A 20,816-nucleotide genomic window follows, 5' to 3' on the forward strand; every position below is an offset into this window, starting at 1 on the left:
GGAAACTACATATGTTTCTTAAATAATCATAACGCTATTTTTCTTCTGCATTTGCTCTACAATTTCATCAGACTCAAAACCAAATCGCCAATAGAGCAACTCAAGCACATCAAGTTCATCTTGAGTAATAATACGATCACTCCACAAGCACATTTCAGCAATTGCCAATATACTTAAGCGGTCACGCAGCAATAACCCAGCAATATCATTTAAAATTTCTGCCAAGTCTAAAGGTTCATCCGAAATTTCATCATAAATATGCATTTCATCAGGATTAAGCAAAGAACGTAAGATACGTTCGCGAACCTCTAACTGATTCGGACTATTGATTTGTTGCACATGAAGTAATGCATCAATTAAACGAACAATTTGAGGTTTTACCTCTTCAAATGCTGTCGGCAAATGAAGTGGCATCAAGTTTAACTCGTACTTAACACGCTCGAGTAGAAGTGCATCAAGTAATCCAATTTCCCCATCTTCTTGAATAATAAGGGCCAGTTTAGTCAAAAATTGACGAGCAATGCTGGCAGGCATATGACCAATATTTTTACATGCATCATGAAATATCTGAATATGAATACGCCCATCAAGATTAAGTAAGGCATCCACAATTGCATGGCTTACTGGCGCATCTTGTGGAATAAATTCTCGATATTGACGAATCATTAAAATAGCAACCATCACCTCACGTGAACCAGTCGCAGTTTGTAATGCACGTTGAATAAGTTCAGGGCGCTTTTTATTACGACGGATATCACTACTTAATGGTTTAATTGCATCATTCAAAGCAAAACTGATTGGAGAAAGACGCAACAAAGGCAAAGGTTGTGGAGATGACCACGGCGTATAAATTTCAGTCTCAGATTCTTCTAGTACATGGAACAAACTAAATAAAGGACGATTTCGAAGTTTCTTTAAATTTTCTAATTGCAAATCTTGCAATAAAGTTGGGTTAAGCTCATAAATACGTTCACGAATACTTGGGTGAATATTCATCCAACTTTGCGGGCTAAGTGAATTCGCAAAACACATATGTGCAATCGATTCAGAATAAGCACTATGAATCTGCGAACCAGAATGGTGAACGTAAATACGCAATAAAGTTTGGGTATTAGTGCTATTTTTTAATAACCGCATCGTTTTTTGGTCATTGCGAAATGTACGACCACTTAATGTTAAATATTTAATAAAACGAGTGATTAAAACACCTAAACTTCCCGCCAACCAAATCACACCACCTACGGCTACAAATACAGTCTCGAACTTATGCTTATAACCCGGACTGTAGCGCTTAAACCCTTGTTTGGCGAGCTTACTCCCCCACTGACTAAAAGTAGTCAAACCACTATATAAAATTTTTAGTTTAGTATTTTCTACTGCTTCACCCGATAAAATCTGGTTAAATTCATGACCCAATAAGCCATATAGCTCTAGCTCATCAAGGTTCTGTAAGGCACCCCAAGTTAAAATAATTACAATATCATTCGAGTGAAAACCTGCCGTTAATGCATTAACACCTACTTCATCAGGTAAAACATAAAGTGTTGGAACGTTCAGGGAAAATGTTTGTGCCAGATGTTCTGTAATTTTTAATGCGGCATGTTCTTCTGGTGTACTTTCACCTTTTACCAAACGACGAGCTTTCAACTGCTTAGCAAGTGAATGGCCACCTTTACGCAAAATATAAAGTTCGGTCACCACAGACCAAACCATAATAAAAAGCAAAAGAGCAATAAAATATGGACTTAAAGCATGCCACCAAATCGGCTCGCTATAATCAAAGAAATGAACAAGTAAACCTAAAATTAGATTTAAAATAAAAATAGTTAAAAGCACAGCGACCAAACACATAGTGATGGACCATGCCATATTTTTATTTTCGATTAAATAGTGGCTTACTTCTTTCAATGTAAATAATCCCAATTACATTGTTAAGTTTCATCATAAAAGAAAAAAGCGGGAAATACCCGCTTTTTTCGGCTATTTCTATTCTTCTTTAATACCGGTCAAATCTACTGATGCTGCATCAATATTGACATCAATATAACCATCTTTTTTCTTTTTCGCAGAATCATTACGTTTCTGCTCCAAATTATTCAGATAGTCTGCATCAATTCCACCAGTTACATAGATACCATCAAAAACAGAGCAATCAAACTCGGTTAATGTAGGTACTTTACTTGTACGTACAGCGTTCTTCAAATCTTCCAAATCTTGGAAAATTAAACGATCAGCACCAATAATTTCCTGAATTTCTTCTACACTGCGTTCTGAAGCAATAAGCTCAGTTTTAGCAGGCATATCGATACCATATACGTTCGGATACATCACTTTCGGTGCAGCTGAAGCAAAGTATACTTTTTTCGCACCTGAGTCACGCGCCATTTGAATGATCTCATTACACGTTGTACCACGCACAATTGAGTCATCCACTAATAGAACGTTCTTGCCTTTAAACTCTAACTCAACAGGGTTTAATTTCTGACGTACAGATTTTTTACGTTGTTGTTGACCTGGCATAATGAAGGTACGACCGATATAACGGTTTTTCATAAAACCTTCACGGAACTTCACGCCAAGAATATTTGCCAACTCTAAAGCTGAGGTACGGCTTGTATCTGGAATTGGGATAACCACGTCAATATCATGGTCTTCACCCCAGTCACGCAAAATTTTATGCGCTAATTTCTCACCCATTTTTAAGCGAGCTTTATAAACCGAAATACCATCAATAATTGCATCTGGACGAGCAAAATAAACATATTCAAAAATACATGGACGGTATTTTGGATTTGCAGCACATTGCTTTGTAAATAACTCGCCGTCAGCATTAATGAAAATTGCTTCACCCGGAGCAATATCGCGCTCAATTTTAAAGCCAAGCGCTGTAATCGCTACAGATTCTGATGCAATGATATATTCCATCTCGCCTTGCTCAGTTACACGAGAACCGTAAATAAGCGGACGGATACCATTTGGATCACGGAAACCAACTAAGCCGTGACCAGTAATCATTGCCACCACACCATAAGCACCTTGGCAGCGCTCATGTACACGCGAAACGGTATGGAAAATATCTTCCGGTGTAGGATTTAAAGTTCCTATCTTTTGCAATTCATGAGCAAAAACGTTTAAAAGAACTTCCGAATCAGAGTCCGTATTCATGTGACGCAAATCTGTTTTGAATAGGTCATCATGAATTTCTTCTGCATTCGTCAAGTTACCATTATGTGCAAGTGTAATACCGTAAGGTGAGTTCACATAAAATGGTTGAGCTTCCGCACTGCTTGAAGAACCAGCAGTTGGATAGCGCACATGACCAATACCGTAATTACCAAGTAATGCTCTCATATGACGAGTATGAAAAACATCACGTACCATACCGTTATCCTTACGAAGGAAAAGACGGCCTTCATGGCAGGTTACTATTCCAGCTGCATCTTGCCCACGATGTTGCAACATCGTTAATGCATCAAACAACATTTGGTTCACTGGCGATTTACCGGCTATACCAACAACTCCACACATAGCAACCTCGCAGACAAGCTAGGAATTAATAAAAAGGATTCTTTGTTGAATGGTCAGGTCGAAGTTCTGTTTCCTCCGACTCTTCCATTGGTTTTGGAGAAGTGCGCGTTACACCGCCTCCAGATGTTATCTGATGAAATGCCTCACTTGCTGCATCTTTAGAAAGCTCTGTCGCTAAAGGTGCATAAGGCAATAAAAACTGGATAAATTTGGATTGTTTCCAATGAGGCGAACTTTCTACCCAAGGACCAACACCCTGCATGGTAATAAGAACAACCAATAAACCTTTCAACGAACCAAAAGCACCACCTGCTAAACGATTTAATGGCCCCAACTTCAAACTTTTCAAGAGGCCATTTAAAAATGCAGTGACGATCCAAGTTAAAACGATAATTAAAAGTGCAATAAAAGCGAAAGCCGCGATCTTTTGAACCACCGGATCCTGACTTAAACCTGACATTGACGGAGCTAGAAGAACAGCATATTTTGCACCCATAATTAATGCAAAAATCCATCCTACCAAGTTCGCAAAGGCTTTTATAAATCCTTGTCGCAAACCGTTTAGCCCCCCAATGAGCAAAAGTATCAGAATGATGATATCAATGGTGTTCATGTTCAATTAAGTCATGGCTTCAACACATTGCTTCACAAGCGTTGGTCCCGTATAAATCAGACCACTATAAATTTGTACAAGCGTTGCTCCAGCCTGTTGTTTCGCTGCAGCTTGTTCACCCGACAAAATTCCGCCCACACCAATTAAAGGAATCTGTCCTTTTAATGTTTGAGCAAATAAACGTAAACATTCCGTACTTTTTTCAAATACAGGTGCACCCGACAAACCACCTGACTCATTACCATAAGGCAGGTTCTCTACCCCTTCTCTCGATAAGGTCGTGTTCGTCACAATAAGACCATCAATTTTAAAATCTAATAATTGTGCCGAAATAAATTCAACATCTTCAGCTGTTAAGTCTGGAGCGACTTTAAGAACTAAAGGTACATAGTGATTATATTGCTCTGCCAACTCAAGTTGACGTGCTTTTAAGGTTTGCAATAATTCAGTTAATGCATCACCACTTTGCAAACTACGCAAATTTTTAGTATTTGGAGACGAAATATTAACCGTAATGTATGAAGCGTAGTTATAAACTTTCTCAAGACAAATCAAATAATCATCAACGGCTTTTTCAACAGGTGTATCAGCATTTTTACCAATATTAATTCCTAAAATGCCTCTAAATTTTGATGCTTTAACATTCTCGATTAGCTTATCAACGCCATCATTATTAAAACCCATGCGGTTAATAATAGCTTTAGCTTCAGGAATACGGAATAAACGTGGTTTTGGGTTACCAATTTGTGGGCGAGGTGTAATTGTACCAATTTCAATGAAACCGAAACCCAACCCAGCTAATGCATCAATATGAGCACCATTTTTATCAAGACCGGCTGCCAACCCTACCGGATTAGGAAATTCGATTCCCATACATGTAGTTGGCTTTGCTTCTACGGTCTGGCGCATCATGCCTAGCTTATGCGCTTTATCAAGCATGGATAATGTTAATTCATGGGCACGCTCTGGTGCTAAACTAAACAACATCGGGCGAGCAAGTGAATATAACATACCAATCACAGTCTACTGATTTTAGGTACGCATATTATAGGCACAGGCAGCACAAAACACCATGCTTGACACAAGCATATTTTGATATGTTATTGAACTGTCGCTGTTAATTTAATCTGACCTTCACTAGAAACCATTTCCATCTTTTGAATACTTAAGCCCATCTGTGCAAGTTGTGTTAAAAAGTTAGCTAAAATTGCATAATTCTGATGTGTTACAACAATTTGTAACTGTTCTCCATTTTGCTGGGAAGACACAGTTAAACCTTGTTGCTGAGCTACTCGTTGTATTTTTCCAGACTTATCTAGTTCAAGCTCATTGGCAGGCTTCATCGTGACTGCATTACTTTGCATCCATACCATCAAATCTTTTAAATCATTTAAACGTTTTTGCTGTTGTTCTGCTAAGGAATGCATTTTCCAAAGTGAATATCCAACAATGACGACTACAACAAAAATAGTAGTAAAGACCACCATAATACGTTCACGGACAGTTAAGCGATCTAAATATTGAACAATTTGTTCAACCCACTGATCGAAGCGGTTTTGCAACTGAGCTAACATTTTCATTATTGTATTTTCACCACCCCAATCGCACCACTACCATCAGCTTGAACATTACCTAACTCAGCTTTAAAACCTTGTTGATTAAGTTGTTGGGTTAAAGCTTGCAAATCATCTGCTGATTTTGCTTTTAGTGCCATTGTTAAGATTGAAGCATCATAATTGAGTTGCTGAGCTAAAATCTGTCTTTGCATTAAAATAGGTCCAACCCGGCTTAACAGAGAAAGTGCCTGGGTATCACCTTGCTGGCTCATTCTTAAATGACTTTCGAATTGTCCTTTAATATTTTGTTCAGTCACACGACTAGATGGACCAAACCAATATTTATATTGCTCAATTGCCTGTTCAGCAGTCTGATCTGCCACCTTTTTCAATTTTACCCAACGCAATAAATCATAGCTAAACTGCACGACAATAATTGCTAGAACAACGGCGGCACAAGCTTTCCAATAGTTAGAGAAAGTACGTTCTTGCCCTTTTGATTTTGGCAAAACATTAAAAGGATGCTGCTTAGTTTTATCTAAAGGCTGAAATTGATAAACAAACTCAGAACGTTGCTCTGCGCTTGAGGCGGCTTCTAAACTCTCTAGTTGCTCTGCTGCTAAACCACTATATTGATAATGTGTTTCGGCTGACTGGAACTCTAAAAAAAGCCCCAAGTCATCAATGGAATTACCTAACCACTTATTCTCACGCACCAAAAGCTGATGACCAATATTACACAGAATAACTTGCTGAGCTTGTGGTTCAGGTAAAACTAGAAAATCTGGCAACAAAGCTACAAGTTTGGTTGGTAACAAAGCTAAAGAATGTTGCCATGTCTCTACCATCCCTTGAGCAACACCCAAAACAGTTAACCGATCGGCATGAAAATGGTGAACCACTTTCATGTGATCAATCGGTAAAGTCACAAACTCTTCAAGTAGATATTTAACCCCATCAGCGCCAAGCTGTTTGTAATGGGACTTTGCCATCGTTTGCTGAAGCATTTGAGCATGACGACTCGGAAAAAAGACTGTAGCTTCTTTTCCTTGATGTATTTGCAAGTCTTGTATTAATTGATCGAGACTTGCAGCCTGCAACCAGTTTTCTCCGTTAGACCAATGCCAAACTCCATTGGTTTCAGGCATCCATATGTACAGCATGTGGGCTAAATAACCTTTTTAATTATATTGTGGGTATAAAACTATTCTTTTGTGTTGATAAACCATTTGCAATAACAGCTTGATCATAAATTCTAGCTTCAGCAAGTGCAAATGGATTGAAATTTTCATGAGTAAGTAACTCTGCAATATGCCCTACCACATTCATATGGCAAACAACCACAATCGACTCATAAGGAATTTGAGATAGCCATTCAATCGCTTCTTTTGCATCATCGTCAGGCTTAATTTTGTCGCATAACAACACTGGCACATCTTTAAAATAGGTCTGGATATGCGCCAACGTTTCCTGAGCACGCAGCAAAGGACTAACAACAAAAATATCTGGTTTTACAATATCTTTTAAAAACGTTGCCGTTTGCTCGGCCTGTGCATGTCCACGCGCAGTCAGAGGACGTTTAATATCATTACCATTTACTGGCGGAGCAGCTTCCCCATGACGAACTAATGTCAGTTGCATAAAATTTCCTTGTAAACAATTCCTGCATTATAACCACAATTTATGACATTTATTCGTCAGACTTCATGATGAGGTAAAACAAACTCGACATCACTACGGTGTCCATTTTTCATAAGAGAAAGTGCAATATTTAATGGTGGAGCGCCTTCAAAAATGACCTCATATAAAGCATTGGTTATTGGCATATATACGTCTAGTTCTTGTGCCTTGCCACGCACCTGAACAATCGTGTTAATACCTTCTGCAGTTTGACCTAATTCTTTACTCGCTTGTTCAAGCGTTTTACCAGAACCTAGCGCATAACCAATTTGATAATTACGACTTAATGGACTATTACAAGTCGCAAATAAATCACCTACTCCAGATAAACCTAAGAACGTGAGCGGATTTGCACCTTGTTTTACCGCGAAACGGCTCATTTCAGCCAAAGCACGCGTTAAAATCATACTTTTGGTATTTTCACCAATTTTATATGCTGCACCAATTCCCATAGCAACGGCATAAATATTCTTAAGCGCACCGCCTAACTCAACTCCATGTACATCATCGCTACCAAAAACGCGGAATAACGCACTATGAAGTGCATGCTGTACGGCATAACGGACGAGTTCAGAATCACTTGCAATTACAGTACCAGAAGGCATACCTGCCATAATTTCTTTAGCAAGATTTGGTCCTGACAACACACCATACGGAACTTCTGGTAATTCTTCACGAATAATATCGCTCATGAAGCTAAATGTTTTAGCTTCAACACCTTTGGTTAAAGACACAACAGCTTGCGCGGTAATGTAAGGCGCTATTTGTTTTAAAACGTCACGGAATGAGTGGCTTGGAATTGCAACTAAAATAATATCTCGGTCACATACTGCTTGCTCAAGATCAGAAACTGCACGTAATGAAGATTCTAAAGTGAAGTCTGGTAAATAACGTTTATTAATATGGGTTTTATTAATTTCTTCTGCTGTTTCGGCATCACGAATCCAGATCATGGTATCGCAGCCATTACGAGCAGCTAAATTTGCCATGGCTGTACCAAAGCTACCGCCCCCTAAAACGGTAATACGTAATGCCGTTTTTTTATCGACCGCAACAGGTTCCACCAAATCTGTAAACTTAAATTCAGCCATGCTTTATTATCCTATTTCTTACTTTTACAGACGTTAAGCCTGCCAAACTTTTACGAATTCTTTACTATCAATATCTGCACGCGGTGCAATTGCTTTAGCTGCTGTGCCGACATAAATAATACCTGAAATCAAATCATGCGGTTGCAGACCTAAATGCTGTTTTAACCAGTTTGATTCGACAACGGCACCACTACGCCACATGGTCGAGAACCCTTGAGCTTGTAAAGATAACAAAAGATTTTGTACTGCTGCGCCTGTACTCAAAATTTGTTCGAAGTGTGGAACTTTCGGATGATCTTGTAATTGCGTAAGAGCTAAAATAAGTAGCGGAGCTCGAAAAGGATGTTGCTTCACTCGTTCAAGCTGTGCAGGATCAGACTCACCCAAATCGACCAATGCTTTTGCCAGAACTTCACCAAAAGCAGCACGTTGGTCACCTGACACAATTACAAAACGCGTTGGCTTAAGTCTATGATGATCTGGAGCTGTTAAAGCTGCCTGAAAAGCCAACTCTAACTGATCTGTATTTGGGGCTGGCTCAACTAATTGGCCAATAGACTGACGCTGATGAATATTTTGGTGAATTATTTGTATTGCTGAATCCGTCATTAATATTAATCTAACTCAAAAATTCGAAATAGATTAGCATAATCTACCGTTAATCCACCATTGAATCTAGCTTATAAACTTAGTGAATTCATAGTTTGACATTTTTTAATACAAAACATCAAAACTCATACAACGTCTTCAAAATCAATTAGAAAACTTATGTTCAAATAACCCTATCTTTTGGTGATTAACTTAGGTGCATTATGAAAAAAATAATTTTAGCGAGCGCAATGAGCGGTGTTGTTTTATTACTAGGTGCTTGTGCAACCACGCCTAAAAACACTTTAGCGATTCAAAAAGAAAATAATCAGTTTGAAGTGACTGGAATTGGCAAAACCAATTTAATTGCAAAGAATAATGCGGTTACTGCGGCACAAAAAACATGCTCTAAGAGCACAACGCCAGTTATTGTTGATGAAAAAACGTCGTACCATGGGGTTTTAAAAGATGTGGTAAGTGAAAAGACTGGTCAAATGGTAGAAGCTGCTGCGGGTGTCATCGGTACTTTAACGGGTAAAAATGCATCTTTAGCAAAAGATGATGACTATCAAACAACGCTTACCTTCTATTGTAAAATAAATTAATCAAAAAAAATCCCAATCATTTGATTGGGATTTTTTATTAGCAATAACCATCTAGTCGGGTTAGAGGCAATTTCTTACCAATTGCTTTTTCAATTTCGGGTAAATAGAAAGCATCATCTTCAGATAAGAAACTAATACTTACCCCTTGTGCCCCTGCACGACCTGTACGACCAATACGATGGACATAATCATCAGACTGTTCAGGCAATGTAAAATTCACTACATGTGATACGCCGTCTACATGAATACCACGACCAGCAACATCGGTTGCGATCATGATGTTATGCTTGCCTTGCTTAAACTGCTCCAACATTTTTAAACGTTTATCTTGAGCAATTTCACCAGATAGCATCCCCACTTTGTATCCATCTTTTTTCAAATGGTCGTAAAGACGACGTACCTGATCACGGCGATTGGCAAAGATCATGACTTTATCAATTGGCTCTTCACGTAAAATATCTTGTAAAAGACGATATTTATCTTGTTTAGCCACAACGTAAACACGTTGTTCGACATCATTATTGGTCTTTTGTTCAGGTTCAATTTCAACAGTTACTGGTTCAAATAACCACTGTCTTGCCAAGTTCAAGACATCATAACTAAATGTTGCAGAGAACATTAAGGTTTGACGTTGTTCCTTACGTGGTGAATAACGCACAATACGTTTTACCGAAGGAATAAAGCCCATATCCAATAAACGGTCAGCTTCATCAATCACTAAAAATTCAATTTGATCGAGCCAAACTTCTTTTTGTTCTACAAAATCAATTAAACGCCCTGGTGTGGCAACCATGATATCGACAAAATTAGCATCAAGTTGCTTCTTCTGCTTATCGAAATCAACACCACCTAATAGGGTCACTAGGTGTAAATTAGAAAATTTTGTGAGAGATTTTGCATCACTTTCAATCTGCAATGCCAACTCACGAGTAGGTGCTAAGATTAAAGCACGAGGCTCACCACGGAAGCGTTGCTCCTGAACCGGATTATTGAGCAAATCATTAATTACACTAATCAGAAAGGCAGCAGTCTTACCTGTACCTGTCTGTGCTCGCCCAATTGCATCATGCCCGGCTAATGTATATTTTAAAACCTTTTGCTGAATTGGGGTCATTTGAGTAAACCCTAAAGCATCAATCGCCTTTTTAAGTTGCGGATGTAAATTCAAGGTTTCAAAACCAGATGTCATAAATACGCGCTCTAACAAACAATCTCTCGAATGAGAAGATCATTATAAACAAAAACGCCCCAATTCAAAAATTGGAGCGTCCATGATTCATCAAAAAGATGAATTAGTCTAAAGGCTGAACGTTTTCAGCTTGAAAACCTTTTTGACCTTGTACAACGCTAAATTCTACACGTTGACCGTCACGTAGAGAACGGTGACCGTCACCTACGATTGCACGGAAGTGAACGAATACATCGTCGCCGCCGTTACGTTGAATAAAACCAAAGCCTTTAGTGTCATTAAACCACTTTACTACGCCTTGTTCACGAGCTGTCATAAGTCAATCCTCAGATGATGAAAAAAGGACCTTCCGGTGTTGCAAACAGCAGAGCAAACAAGGTTTTAAAATTTTTATAATCTTAAAGCTTGTAATCATTCTGTAAAACTATCAACAATTTCCGGTTACATCCATTTGTTATAGGGTTATTAAAACAATTTAACTGTGTGGTAATTCCTAAAACGGTTCGAGCTTAACACGGGTTTATGACAATTAATAGAATTTTTTTCATTTATTTCCCCTATTTTTAGCTGTTTTTTTAAACAGCTTATTACAATAATTTTTATCAGTATTGATTAGTTGTTCTTTATATAAAGTTATGTAGTGTTTACAAAAATTTGTTAAAATAATTTTTTTAGTTGTTTTGATGATGAATGAGCACTACTTCTTCCGCTACGACGCCTATTGAAATTAATGCCCTTGGCCAACCTTGTCCAATGCCATTATTAATGTTGAAACGTGAACTTAAAAAATTATCGGGAAAACAACTATTCTTATTAAAATCATCTGACCCGCATAGTGAAATTGATGTAACACGTTATTGCCAATTACATCATTTTACGTGTCAAACCATGCAGATTTCAGAAAGAGAATTTCACTATTTAATTGAAACTCAATAATTCTTTGCTAAACTAAAAGATTAGAAACTGCATAAAATTTTACATTTCTATACCCAATTTTCCTTAATTATGAAGCCGATTCAAATTAAGATGAACTTATTGGTTAATCCATCCTATCCTATAAGGAGAACTCATGAGTGACAGCAGCAATCAATTGATGCCCCTGTCATTGTCTGCGCCCGGTGTAAACCTTGGTGCATATATCAGTACTGTCAATCAGATTCCTATTTTAACGGCTGAGCAAGAAAAAGAGCTTGCTGAGCGTTATTATTATGACCAAGATCTTGATGCCGCAAAAATGCTGGTAATGTCGCATTTACGCTTTGTCGTTCACATTGCGCGCAGCTATGCAGGTTATGGCCTACCTCAAGGTGACCTTATTCAAGAAGGTAACTTAGGCTTAATGAAAGCCGTAAAACGTTTTGACCCAAATATGGGCGTACGTCTTGTATCTTTTGCCGTCCACTGGATTAAGGCAGAAATCCACGAATATGTTATTCGTAACTGGCGTATTGTAAAAATTGCAACAACCAAAGCTCAGCGTAAACTTTTCTTCAATTTACGCAGCTTAAAAAAATCGAGTAAAAAGCTCACATTAGAAGAAGCACAATCTATTGCAAACGACTTAAATGTTACTCCAGAACAAGTTTTGGAAATGGAAGGTCGTTTAACAGCATATGATGCTGCTTTTGAAGCTCAAGGCGATGACGATGATGACACCCCGCACACTGCGCCAGTGTTATATCTTGAAGATAATCGTTATGACCCTGCTCGTTTAGTAGAAAATGAGGATTGGGAAGAACAAAGTACATCTGCTTTGCATGACGCAATGAACCAGCTAGATGACCGTTCACGTAATATTTTGCAGCGCCGTTGGTTAGATGACGATAAATCTACCCTCCATGAGCTTGCTGCTGAATATAATGTTTCTGCTGAACGTATTCGTCAGCTTGAAAAGAATGCGATGGAAAAAATTAAAGTCGCAATGTCTGCAAGCTAAAGAAAATGAAAAAAATAAAAGGGCGATAAGCCCTTTTGTTTTATCTGGCTATGTTTAGCCAACCTATTCTATGGTAACGTTGCCTTTCATTATTCAGTTGCGTTTTTTGTTATGTGGATTGCCATTTCAGCCCTTAATCTTGCTTTCGCAGTCATGTTGGGTGCTTTTGGAGCACATGGTCTTAAAGCTCACGCGAGCCCTGAACAACTTGCTTGGTGGCAGACTGCAACCGACTACTTTTTTTATCATGCGCTTGGATTGTTAGCGCTTGGTATTTTAAGCAAGGTTCTTCCTCATTTCCCAATCAAGTTATCTTTCTTGCTTATTCAGATTGGCATTCTGTTCTTTTGTGGTTCGCTTTATATCATGGCATTGGGTTTACCGCGGATATTAGGCGCAATTACGCCAATAGGTGGAGCTTTGATGATTGCTGGATGGCTAATCTTGGCTTGGAATGCTTTCAAATACGCAAAATAATCGGAATGTGATCATGCAAATTTATTTAAATGGCGAATTAACGGACACGCCTAGCCAAAACCTGTTGCAACTCATTCAGGAACTGGCACTTGAAGGAAAACGTTTTGCTGTTGAACACAATCAGCAAATCGTGCCTAAAAGCAAATTAGAGCAAATTACGATTGCTCAACATGACCGTATCGAAATTATTCACGCTGTTGGCGGCGGCTAAGTCGGAGTTATCCATGCAAGACACCCCTCTCATTATTGGTTCACGTTCTTTTCAATCTCGTTTATTGGTAGGAACAGGGAAATATAAAGACTTAAATGAAACGGATTTAGCCATTCAAGCTAGTGGTGCAGAAATCGTAACTGTCGCAATCCGCCGTGTGAATATTGGACAAAATCCAGATCAACCGAATTTACTTTCTGTCATTCCACCAGAAAAATATACAATCTTGCCAAATACCGCAGGTTGTTTTGACGCTGACAGCGCAGTACGCACGTGTATGCTAGCGCGCGAGCTACTTGATGGTCATAACCTAGTAAAACTTGAAGTGTTGGGTGATGAAAAAACTTTATATCCAAATGTAACCGAGACTTTAAAAGCCGCTCGCACTTTGATTGATGACGGTTTTGAGATTATGGTCTATACCTCTGACGACCCAATCATTGCTCAAGAACTTGAAAGTATGGGCTGTGTTGCAATTATGCCTTTAGGTAGTTTGATTGGTTCAGGCCTAGGTATTTTAAACCCGCATACCATTTCAATTATTAAAGAAAATGCCAATGTACCGGTTTTAGTAGATGCAGGTGTTGGTACAGCAAGTGACGCTGCGATTGCGATGGAGCTTGGTTGTGATGGCGTATTGATGAACACAGCGATTGCAGCGGCTCAAAATCCTATTTTGATGGCTTCTGCAATGAAGAAAGCTGTTGAAGCAGGACGTGAAGCATTTTTAGCTGGGCGTATGTCACGCAAACGCATGGCAAATGCAAGTTCACCAGAAACAGGTTATTTCTTTAAATAATTTATTTCTAAGGAATCACTGTTTTTTTCAGTGGTTCCTCTCTCCTCTCATGTAACCATTTTCACTTTTCAAAAAAGATTAAAAATCTATATCACTTTATTCAATCAACAGATCTAAATTTTATATATTCAGCTTAGGCTATTCCAATATTTTCTTTAAATTTTGCTTGGCGTTTAACTCAAAATTCTTTTGGAAATATGCAGTTTGATAAAGCGGCTCAGACTGATAAAAATTCATTAAAACTTCTTTTCGCTTAATTGAATATACTTCTGAATCAACCCAAGAATACTCCTGCTGAATTTGCTGTTCATACTGGATAAAACGTTCAGGTGTTGCTGCCAAAATAGCTAAATCGATATCTAACAAAAATTGCAAATCTGTTTCACCGGTTGGTGCATGCTTTTGAGTCGCAAGAATCCAACGCTTTATTTTCTGTATTGTATCGAGCTGTAAATCTTGAGCCATTAATTGCTCAAATAACTCGGCACTTTTAAGTTCATTATCTAGCGCTTGAGGTTCGTAGACTACATCATGGAACCAGAGAGCCAATGCAACAGCATATGGATCATTTAATTCGGACTGAATCGTCTCAATTAAACTCAAACATTCATATAAATGTTGTACGGTGTGGTAGGCACGCTGCTTTTCACTATAAGCAGCAATAAGTTCATTTAAAATTTTCTGCGGTTCAGAAAAATGATAATGCTGATGCAGCTCAAACCAAAAAAGTTCCAGTTTTAATAAGTAAAGCTGTATCAGCATCTATTAACCACGCTTAGGATTATTGTTCATCACGCTTAAACACCAACTCTTTTGCCGATGAGTTATCAGCATCAAAGTAGTAACCCTCGGTATTAAACGCTTTGATGTCTTCAGCTTTATTTAATTGGTTTTCAATAATAAAACGAGCCATTAAACCACGTGCTTTTTTCGCATAGAAACTAATGACTTTATATTTGCCATTTTTCTGGTCAAGGAAAATAGGCTTCACAATTTCAGCCTTAATTTTCTTTTCATTGACAGATTTGTAATATTCATCTGAAGCCAAATTTACCAGCAATTCTGATTTAATTGCCGCTAAATCTTCATTAATCTGGTTAGTGATGATGTCATCCCAAAATTCATACAAATTGTGACCGCGCGTATTTTTTAATTTAGTGCCCATCTCTAAACGATAAGGCATCATTAAATCTAAAGGACGCAATAAACCATATAAACCAGAGAGCATACGCAAATGCTGCTGAGCAAAATCAATATCTTTATCTTTTAAGTGATAAGCATCTAAACCAGTATAAACATCTCCTTTAAATGCATAAATTGCCTGACGAGCATTTGAAAAATCAAATTCTGGCTTCCAGTCCCTAAAACGATCAGCATTAAGTGTGGCAATTTTTTCACTGACACTCATTAGACTCGCAATTTCCGACGCAGAAAGTTTGCGGCAAACATCAATTAATTGTGCGGAGTGTTCTAACAAGCGCGGCTGAGTAAACTCATCTGTAGGTAACGCTGTTTCATAATCTAAAGTTTTTGCAGGAGAAATTAAAGCAAGCATAGACAACCTGAAAAAATTATTATTAATGCCAACTATAACAGTAGATATTTTTTAATGCTAACTCGTGTTTTCAATGACGACTATCGGTAAAATAGCACTTATGTATTGTTATTTAGCGGTTCTTCTATGTCTGAGCAAATTTTCATCCAGGGTCCAGTAGGTAAAATTGAACTTTTCGTTGACCGCCCTGAAGGTGAAATCAAAGGCTTTGCAGTTGTTTGTCACCCCCACCCATTACAAGGTGGAACCCCTCAACATAAAGTCCCTGCTCTTTTAACCCAAATCTTTAATGAATATGGCTGTATTGTTTACCGTCCTAGTTTCCGTGGTTTAGGCGGCAGTGAAGGTGTTCATGATGAAGGTCATGGAGAAACTGAAGATATTTTAGCTGTGATTGAGCATGTTCGTAAGCTTCATGCAGGTTTGCCATTTTATGCAGGTGGCTTTAGCTTTGGCTCACATGTTTTGGCAAAATGTCATGCGCAGCTTAGCCCTGAATTACAGCCGGTACAGTTAATTTTATGTGGTTTACCAACAGCTACTGTTGTGGGATTACGTCACTATAAAACACCTGAAATTCAAGGTGATATTCTACTCATTCACGGTGAGCAAGATGACATTACCTTACTTTCAGATGCAATTGAGTGGGCAAAACCACAAAAGCATCCAATTACGATTTTGCCGGGCGCCAACCACTTCTTTACAGGTTATTTAAAACAGCTTCGCCAAATCATTACACGTTTTATTATTATGAAATAAACGGTAACATGATGGGCATAGATTGAGTCTATGCCCATCAAGTTATATAACGTGTCATTATTGAAAATTATTCCAACTTAATCCAAAACGCGCTAAATATTTTTTCACTCGGTCGCTATCATTTGTTGTATTACGTTGTTGGCGTGATACTGAAAAGAGTTGTCTTCCTGCCTCTGCCATTGATTTTGAATTTTCGCAGACTTTGAGTACACCTCGTAATTGAATCTGATCAAATTCATCTATTTGTTCCAGCTGCTCAGGACTTAAATAGCTCAACAGAATATCTGCATCTTTATCATTGTAAGATTCATCCTGAATAAGCCAAAGCTGCTTTAGACGTTGAATTTCTTTTTCTACAGCATCACGACGAATTAACTCACCTTGAGATAAAGTTGCCAACCGAGTTACGCTCGCTGCTAAATCTCTAAAATTCCCTTGCCACGATGCATCTGCTGATTTAGCAAATTTTAAATATATTTCTAAGGCATCACGTTGAAAACGTAATTGTCTTTGATGAATTGCAGCAAAACGCTGTAGCTCAAAATCAATATTGGGTGCAATATCTTCTACACGGTCTTTTAAATTTGGCAAGAAGAATGTCCATGTATTCAAACGGGCCCATAAATCTTCACGGAATCGACCAGCTTGAACTTCATTACGTAAATCACGGTTAGTACCTGCAATTAGCTGAAAGTCGGCCTGGATTTCTTTATCACTTCCAACAGGAAAAAAGCTTTTGTCTTCTAAAGCTTTTAGCAGCATGGCTTGTTCATCAAGTCCTAATTCACCAATTTCATCTAAAAATAAAATACCTTGGTCAGCACTTTTTAATAAACCAGCACGAGAGGCAGCGGCTCCCGTAAATGCACCTTTTATATGACCAAATAAGGTCGACATGGCACTATCACCACGTAAGGTTGCACAGTTAACATCAATAAAACGGCCACTTAATTGAAATTTATCTTTCTTTAACTGAAAAATTTGTTTTGCCAAATGAGACTTACCAACACCTGTCGCACCCATAATTAAAATAGGCGCGCTAGATCGGGTTGCGACTAACTCAACCTCCTCAATAAGCTGATTAAACGCTTTATTATGAGTAGAGATATTTGCTTTAAGTTGCTGCCAATTTTGTTTTTGTTCATCATCGAAGCGCTGTTTTAAAACATCGTATCGAGACAAATCCAAATCAATAATTCTATATTCACCTTCTGATGTCTTGTGTTGGTTAGGTGAACTTTGAATGAGTTGAGCTGGTAAATAATGTGCATCTACCAATAAGTACCAACAAATTTGAGCAACATGCGTTCCTGTCGTGATATGCAGTAAATAGTTATTTTTTTCAACATCAAACGGATAGGTTTTTACAAAGTCATAGAGTGCACCATAAACTTCAGCAAAATCCCAAGGATCTTTTATACTGACCTTATGTCCAGAAACCTGTGTTTGTGGAGAAATCTCTTTAGCATCTGCTGCTATAGATTTAACTAAATTATGATGTTGTCGATCATGTAAAAGCACCAATTCATCTACAAGCAAATCTTCATGCATTAACAGGCTAATCGTAGGACGCCAACGTTGCCATCGATCTGGCTTTCTCCCCTGATCAAGTGTAGAACCGACAAAGCCAATAACGACTGTTTTCTTTGCATCCTTCATAATTTCTATAAAATTTTATAAGTGTCTATAATATACAATACGCATTTGACCAAACAATTCCAAGAATATGCTTCATTTTACTTTTTTAGGCACGTCTTCAGGTGTACCGACCCTGACACGTAATGTTTCAGGATTAGCAGTTCGTAACAGCAAAAATAAGGACTGGATTTTAATTGATGCTGGCGAAGGGACACAGCATCGCATTCAACAAGCCAAACTTTCACTACAAAACCTAGTTGCCATTTGTATTACACATGTTCACGGCGACCATTGTTATGGTCTAGTTGGTTTATTGGCAAGTGCAGGCATGAATGCCCGTAGTAAACCCTTAATCGTGATTGCACCGAAAGAAATTCAGCAATGGTTTGAAATCACTGCCCAGCTTACAGATTTATATTTGCCCTATTCCCTTCAATTTATTGATGTAAATGAAGCAATGCAGCCACAACAGATCACTGACGAATTCATTGTTCAGGCACACCCTCTAAGCCATCGTGTTCCAAGTTTTGCTTTTAGCATTTATATCAAATCTATTCAGAAGAAGTTAGATACCAAAGCTCTAACTCAGCTTGGCGTACCTCAAGGAGATATGTGGGGCCATTTGAAACGAGGCTACAATATTGAATTTGAGGGACAAACTTTAAAAGCTCAAGACTTTATCAAAATTCAAAATCACCAAGTTCATGCAATTATAGGTGGTGATAATGACCAACCAGAACTATTAGTTGATGCTTGCAAAGATGCTCAACTCCTTATTCACGAATCGACTTACTTGCAAACGGTTTTAGATAAAGTCGGCAAAGGTCCAATGCATAGCTCAGCAAAAATGGTGGCTGAATTTGCAGAACAGCAATCTTTAAGCAATTTAATTCTGACGCATTTTAGCCCCCGACATCAGGATAAAGCTGGGCAGCAAGCTATTACTGAAGAAGTTCGTCAGTTTTATAAAGGTCATTTTTATTTAGCAAATGATTTTGATGAATTTACTTTAAGTGAAGCTGGACAGCTTTTAAAAGTCGATAAAAATGAGAAGACCCATTAAATAAATATATCCAAAAAGATATTTAAATATATTTTTAGATATCTTTTAAATATTAAAATTTTCAACAGAAATTAGTTACACAGAAAGAATAATTATTTTTATATATTATTTTCAATAACTTATATTTTAAATTAAGTGTATTTTTAAAAGTTGGCACACTCAGTGCAATAGTACAAAGCACACAACATCATTCGGATATTGTGAATAACACCTGCCTGCAAACGCTTGGCAGGCAGGCTTTGAAAGGAAAAGAAAATGTCTGTCATTGAAGAAATTAACCAACAAGCTCAGTTTGAACAAAAGCAGCAACAACGTTCTTATGAAGTTCTGCAAAATGAAAAAAGTACGCCAGTCAAAATGTGGACTAAAGGCGTGCTTGTTGATGACAACTCAAAACAACAATTATTACAAACAGCTCAAATGCCTTTTATTTATAAATGGATGGCTGTTATGCCAGATGTACACTTTGGTTTAGGAGCAACTATTGGTAGCGTAATTCCAACTAAAGGGGCAATTATTCCTGCTGCCGTGGGTGTAGATATTGGTTGTGGAATGATGGCAACCCGTACAAGCTTAACTGCTTCAGATTTACCAGATAACTTACATGCTCTACGTAGTGAACTTGAACGATTAATTCCCCATGGAATGACTAAGCGCGGACGTGATCGTGGTTCATGGGAAACTCCCCCAGAAATGGTAGATCAAGCTTGGGCCGATCTTGTTGCAGATTTTGAATACATTTGTGCAAAACATCCACGCTTAAAAAACACTAATAATCGCAAGCATTTGGGGACTTTAGGTACTGGAAACCACTTTGTCGAAATCTGTTTAGATGAGCATGATCATGTTTGGATTATGTTGCACTCAGGTTCTCGTGGTGTAGGCAATGCTATCGGTAATTATTTTATTGAACTTGCACGTAAAGACATGCAGAAGCATTTCATTAACTTGCCAAATAAAGATTTAGCATACTTGGTTGAAGGAACTGAACATTTTGATGATTACTGGTTTGCTGTAGGTTGGGCTCAACGCTTTGCGATGAAGAACCGAGAAATCATGATGCAATCTGCGATTAAAGCCTTGGCCACCATTGTACCAAAGCCTTTTCAGGCACGTTTAGAAGCAGTGAACTGTCACCATAACTATGTGGAAAAGGAAGAACACTACGGTGAAGAAGTAATGGTCACTCGTAAGGGTGCAGTCCGTGCGCGTCTAGGTGAATACGGAATTATTCCAGGTTCAATGGGAGCGAAGTCGTTTATTGTCCGTGGGCTTGGAAATCAGGAATCTTTCTGTTCATGTTCGCATGGTGCTGGCCGTGTTATGAGCCGTACTGAAGCAAAACGACGTTTTACTGTGGAAGATCAAATTGCTCAAACTGAAGGTGTGGAATGCCGTAAAGATGCAGCAGTTATTGACGAAATTCCATCGGCATATAAACCAATTGAAGATGTAATGAAAGCACAAAGTGATTTGGTTGAAGTGGTTTATACATTAAGACAAGTGGTTTGTGTTAAGGGTTAATGCT

At 38.2% G+C, this 20,816-nt stretch carries 23 protein-coding genes; 9 read left to right on the top strand and 14 right to left on the bottom strand.

Features of this window, described 5'->3' with window-relative positions:
- Positions 1-18 precede the first annotated feature (18 nt).
- The 9 genes from EGS71_RS06040 to EGS71_RS06080 all read right to left on the bottom strand — a co-directional run bounded on the left by EGS71_RS06040 (position 19) and on the right by EGS71_RS06080 (position 9,077).
- A complete protein-coding gene (locus EGS71_RS06040) occupies positions 19-1,908 on the bottom strand; it encodes a M48 family metalloprotease (protein ID WP_000665946.1) in 1,890 nt (629 codons plus the stop codon).
- 78 nt (positions 1,909-1,986) lie between these two features.
- On the bottom strand, positions 1,987-3,528 hold the full coding sequence (gene purF, locus EGS71_RS06045) for an amidophosphoribosyltransferase (RefSeq protein WP_000334674.1): 1,542 nt from the start codon (positions 3,526-3,528) through the stop codon (positions 1,987-1,989).
- Between the two features lie 25 nt (positions 3,529-3,553).
- Positions 3,554-4,141, bottom strand: a complete 588-nt coding sequence (locus tag EGS71_RS06050; protein ID WP_001091967.1) for a CvpA family protein — start codon at positions 4,139-4,141, stop codon at positions 3,554-3,556.
- Between the two features lie 6 nt (positions 4,142-4,147).
- On the bottom strand, positions 4,148-5,152 hold the full coding sequence (locus tag EGS71_RS06055) for a quinone-dependent dihydroorotate dehydrogenase (protein ID WP_000966983.1): 1,005 nt from the start codon (positions 5,150-5,152) through the stop codon (positions 4,148-4,150).
- An 89-nt stretch (positions 5,153-5,241) separates the two neighbouring features.
- Complete coding sequence (gene gspM / locus EGS71_RS06060) at positions 5,242-5,721, bottom strand: type II secretion system protein GspM (RefSeq protein WP_000783000.1); 480 nt, start codon at positions 5,719-5,721, stop codon at positions 5,242-5,244.
- Positions 5,721-6,860, bottom strand: a complete 1,140-nt coding sequence (gene gspL / locus EGS71_RS06065) for a type II secretion system protein GspL (protein ID WP_004736718.1) — start codon at positions 6,858-6,860, stop codon at positions 5,721-5,723. The genes gspM and gspL overlap by 1 nt, the downstream gene beginning before the upstream one ends.
- 22 nt (positions 6,861-6,882) lie before the next feature.
- Positions 6,883-7,338, bottom strand: a complete 456-nt coding sequence (locus tag EGS71_RS06070) for a SixA phosphatase family protein (RefSeq protein ID WP_001177595.1) — start codon at positions 7,336-7,338, stop codon at positions 6,883-6,885.
- Positions 7,339-7,394: 56 nt separating this feature from the next.
- On the bottom strand, positions 7,395-8,468 hold the full coding sequence (locus EGS71_RS06075; protein ID WP_000807316.1) for an NAD(P)H-dependent glycerol-3-phosphate dehydrogenase: 1,074 nt from the start codon (positions 8,466-8,468) through the stop codon (positions 7,395-7,397).
- Between the two features lie 33 nt (positions 8,469-8,501).
- Positions 8,502-9,077, bottom strand: coding sequence for a nitroreductase (locus tag EGS71_RS06080; RefSeq protein ID WP_000132180.1), 576 nt, complete (start codon positions 9,075-9,077; stop codon positions 8,502-8,504).
- Between the two features lie 203 nt (positions 9,078-9,280).
- On the opposite strand from EGS71_RS06080, the gene EGS71_RS06085 reads away from it, so the two are divergent.
- The gene (locus EGS71_RS06085) at positions 9,281-9,661 is read left to right on the top strand and encodes a hypothetical protein (protein WP_000720482.1); all 381 of its coding nucleotides are present in this window, start codon (positions 9,281-9,283) and stop codon (positions 9,659-9,661) included.
- A gap of 37 nt (positions 9,662-9,698) precedes the next feature.
- Here EGS71_RS06085 and rhlB read toward each other — a convergent pair whose 3' ends face one another.
- Together rhlB and EGS71_RS06095 are read right to left on the bottom strand one after the other, a co-directional pair.
- Positions 9,699-10,850 (bottom strand): ATP-dependent RNA helicase RhlB, encoded by a 1,152-nt coding sequence (rhlB, locus tag EGS71_RS06090; RefSeq protein ID WP_000200418.1) that lies wholly within the window; start codon positions 10,848-10,850, stop codon positions 9,699-9,701.
- Positions 10,851-10,953: 103 nt separating this feature from the next.
- Positions 10,954-11,166: a cold-shock protein gene (locus EGS71_RS06095; RefSeq protein WP_000126912.1), complete on the bottom strand. Its 213-nt coding sequence runs from the start codon at positions 11,164-11,166 to the stop codon at positions 10,954-10,956.
- 374 nt (positions 11,167-11,540) lie between these two features.
- Here EGS71_RS06095 and EGS71_RS06100 point away from each other — a divergent pair, with 374 nt between their 5' ends.
- From EGS71_RS06100 to EGS71_RS06120, 5 genes are all read left to right on the top strand, one after another.
- Positions 11,541-11,786 (top strand): sulfurtransferase TusA family protein, encoded by a 246-nt coding sequence (locus EGS71_RS06100; RefSeq protein WP_000108398.1) that lies wholly within the window; start codon positions 11,541-11,543, stop codon positions 11,784-11,786.
- Positions 11,787-11,919: 133 nt separating this feature from the next.
- Positions 11,920-12,786: an RNA polymerase sigma factor RpoH gene (gene rpoH, locus EGS71_RS06105; RefSeq protein ID WP_001285359.1), complete on the top strand. Its 867-nt coding sequence runs from the start codon at positions 11,920-11,922 to the stop codon at positions 12,784-12,786.
- A 111-nt stretch (positions 12,787-12,897) separates the two neighbouring features.
- Positions 12,898-13,263, top strand: a complete 366-nt coding sequence (locus EGS71_RS06110; protein ID WP_000264715.1) for a DUF423 domain-containing protein — start codon at positions 12,898-12,900, stop codon at positions 13,261-13,263.
- Positions 13,264-13,276: 13 nt separating this feature from the next.
- Positions 13,277-13,474, top strand: coding sequence for a sulfur carrier protein ThiS (thiS, locus tag EGS71_RS06115; protein WP_001167820.1), 198 nt, complete (start codon positions 13,277-13,279; stop codon positions 13,472-13,474).
- Between the two features lie 13 nt (positions 13,475-13,487).
- Positions 13,488-14,273 (top strand): thiazole synthase, encoded by a 786-nt coding sequence (locus tag EGS71_RS06120; RefSeq protein WP_001154368.1) that lies wholly within the window; start codon positions 13,488-13,490, stop codon positions 14,271-14,273.
- A gap of 138 nt (positions 14,274-14,411) precedes the next feature.
- On the opposite strand, the gene EGS71_RS06125 is transcribed toward EGS71_RS06120, so the two are convergent.
- On the bottom strand, positions 14,412-15,035 hold the full coding sequence (locus EGS71_RS06125; RefSeq protein ID WP_000908221.1) for a metal-dependent hydrolase: 624 nt from the start codon (positions 15,033-15,035) through the stop codon (positions 14,412-14,414).
- A 19-nt stretch (positions 15,036-15,054) separates the two neighbouring features.
- A complete protein-coding gene (gene yaaA / locus EGS71_RS06130; protein WP_000880398.1) occupies positions 15,055-15,828 on the bottom strand; it encodes a peroxide stress protein YaaA in 774 nt (257 codons plus the stop codon).
- A gap of 126 nt (positions 15,829-15,954) precedes the next feature.
- Between yaaA and EGS71_RS06135 the strand changes: the two genes are divergently transcribed.
- On the top strand, positions 15,955-16,587 hold the full coding sequence (locus EGS71_RS06135) for an alpha/beta hydrolase (protein ID WP_000003115.1): 633 nt from the start codon (positions 15,955-15,957) through the stop codon (positions 16,585-16,587).
- A gap of 57 nt (positions 16,588-16,644) precedes the next feature.
- Here the strand turns inward: EGS71_RS06135 and rtcR are convergent, their stop codons facing one another.
- Positions 16,645-18,246, bottom strand: coding sequence for an RNA repair transcriptional activator RtcR (gene rtcR / locus EGS71_RS06140; protein ID WP_000650525.1), 1,602 nt, complete (start codon positions 18,244-18,246; stop codon positions 16,645-16,647).
- A 67-nt stretch (positions 18,247-18,313) separates the two neighbouring features.
- On the opposite strand from rtcR, the gene EGS71_RS06145 reads away from it, so the two are divergent.
- On the top strand, positions 18,314-19,288 hold the full coding sequence (locus tag EGS71_RS06145) for a ribonuclease Z (RefSeq protein WP_000902247.1): 975 nt from the start codon (positions 18,314-18,316) through the stop codon (positions 19,286-19,288).
- Positions 19,289-19,543: 255 nt separating this feature from the next.
- Positions 19,544-20,812 carry an RtcB family protein gene (locus tag EGS71_RS06150; RefSeq protein WP_000110900.1) on the top strand — a complete coding sequence of 423 codons (1,269 nt, stop codon included), beginning with the start codon at positions 19,544-19,546 and terminating at the stop codon, positions 20,810-20,812.
- Positions 20,813-20,816: the final 4 nt, after the last annotated feature.

Origin of the sequence: Acinetobacter sp. FDAARGOS_559 (genome assembly GCF_003940475.1) — a bacterium.
Taxonomy (GTDB): Bacteria; Pseudomonadota; Gammaproteobacteria; order Pseudomonadales; family Moraxellaceae; genus Acinetobacter; species Acinetobacter baumannii.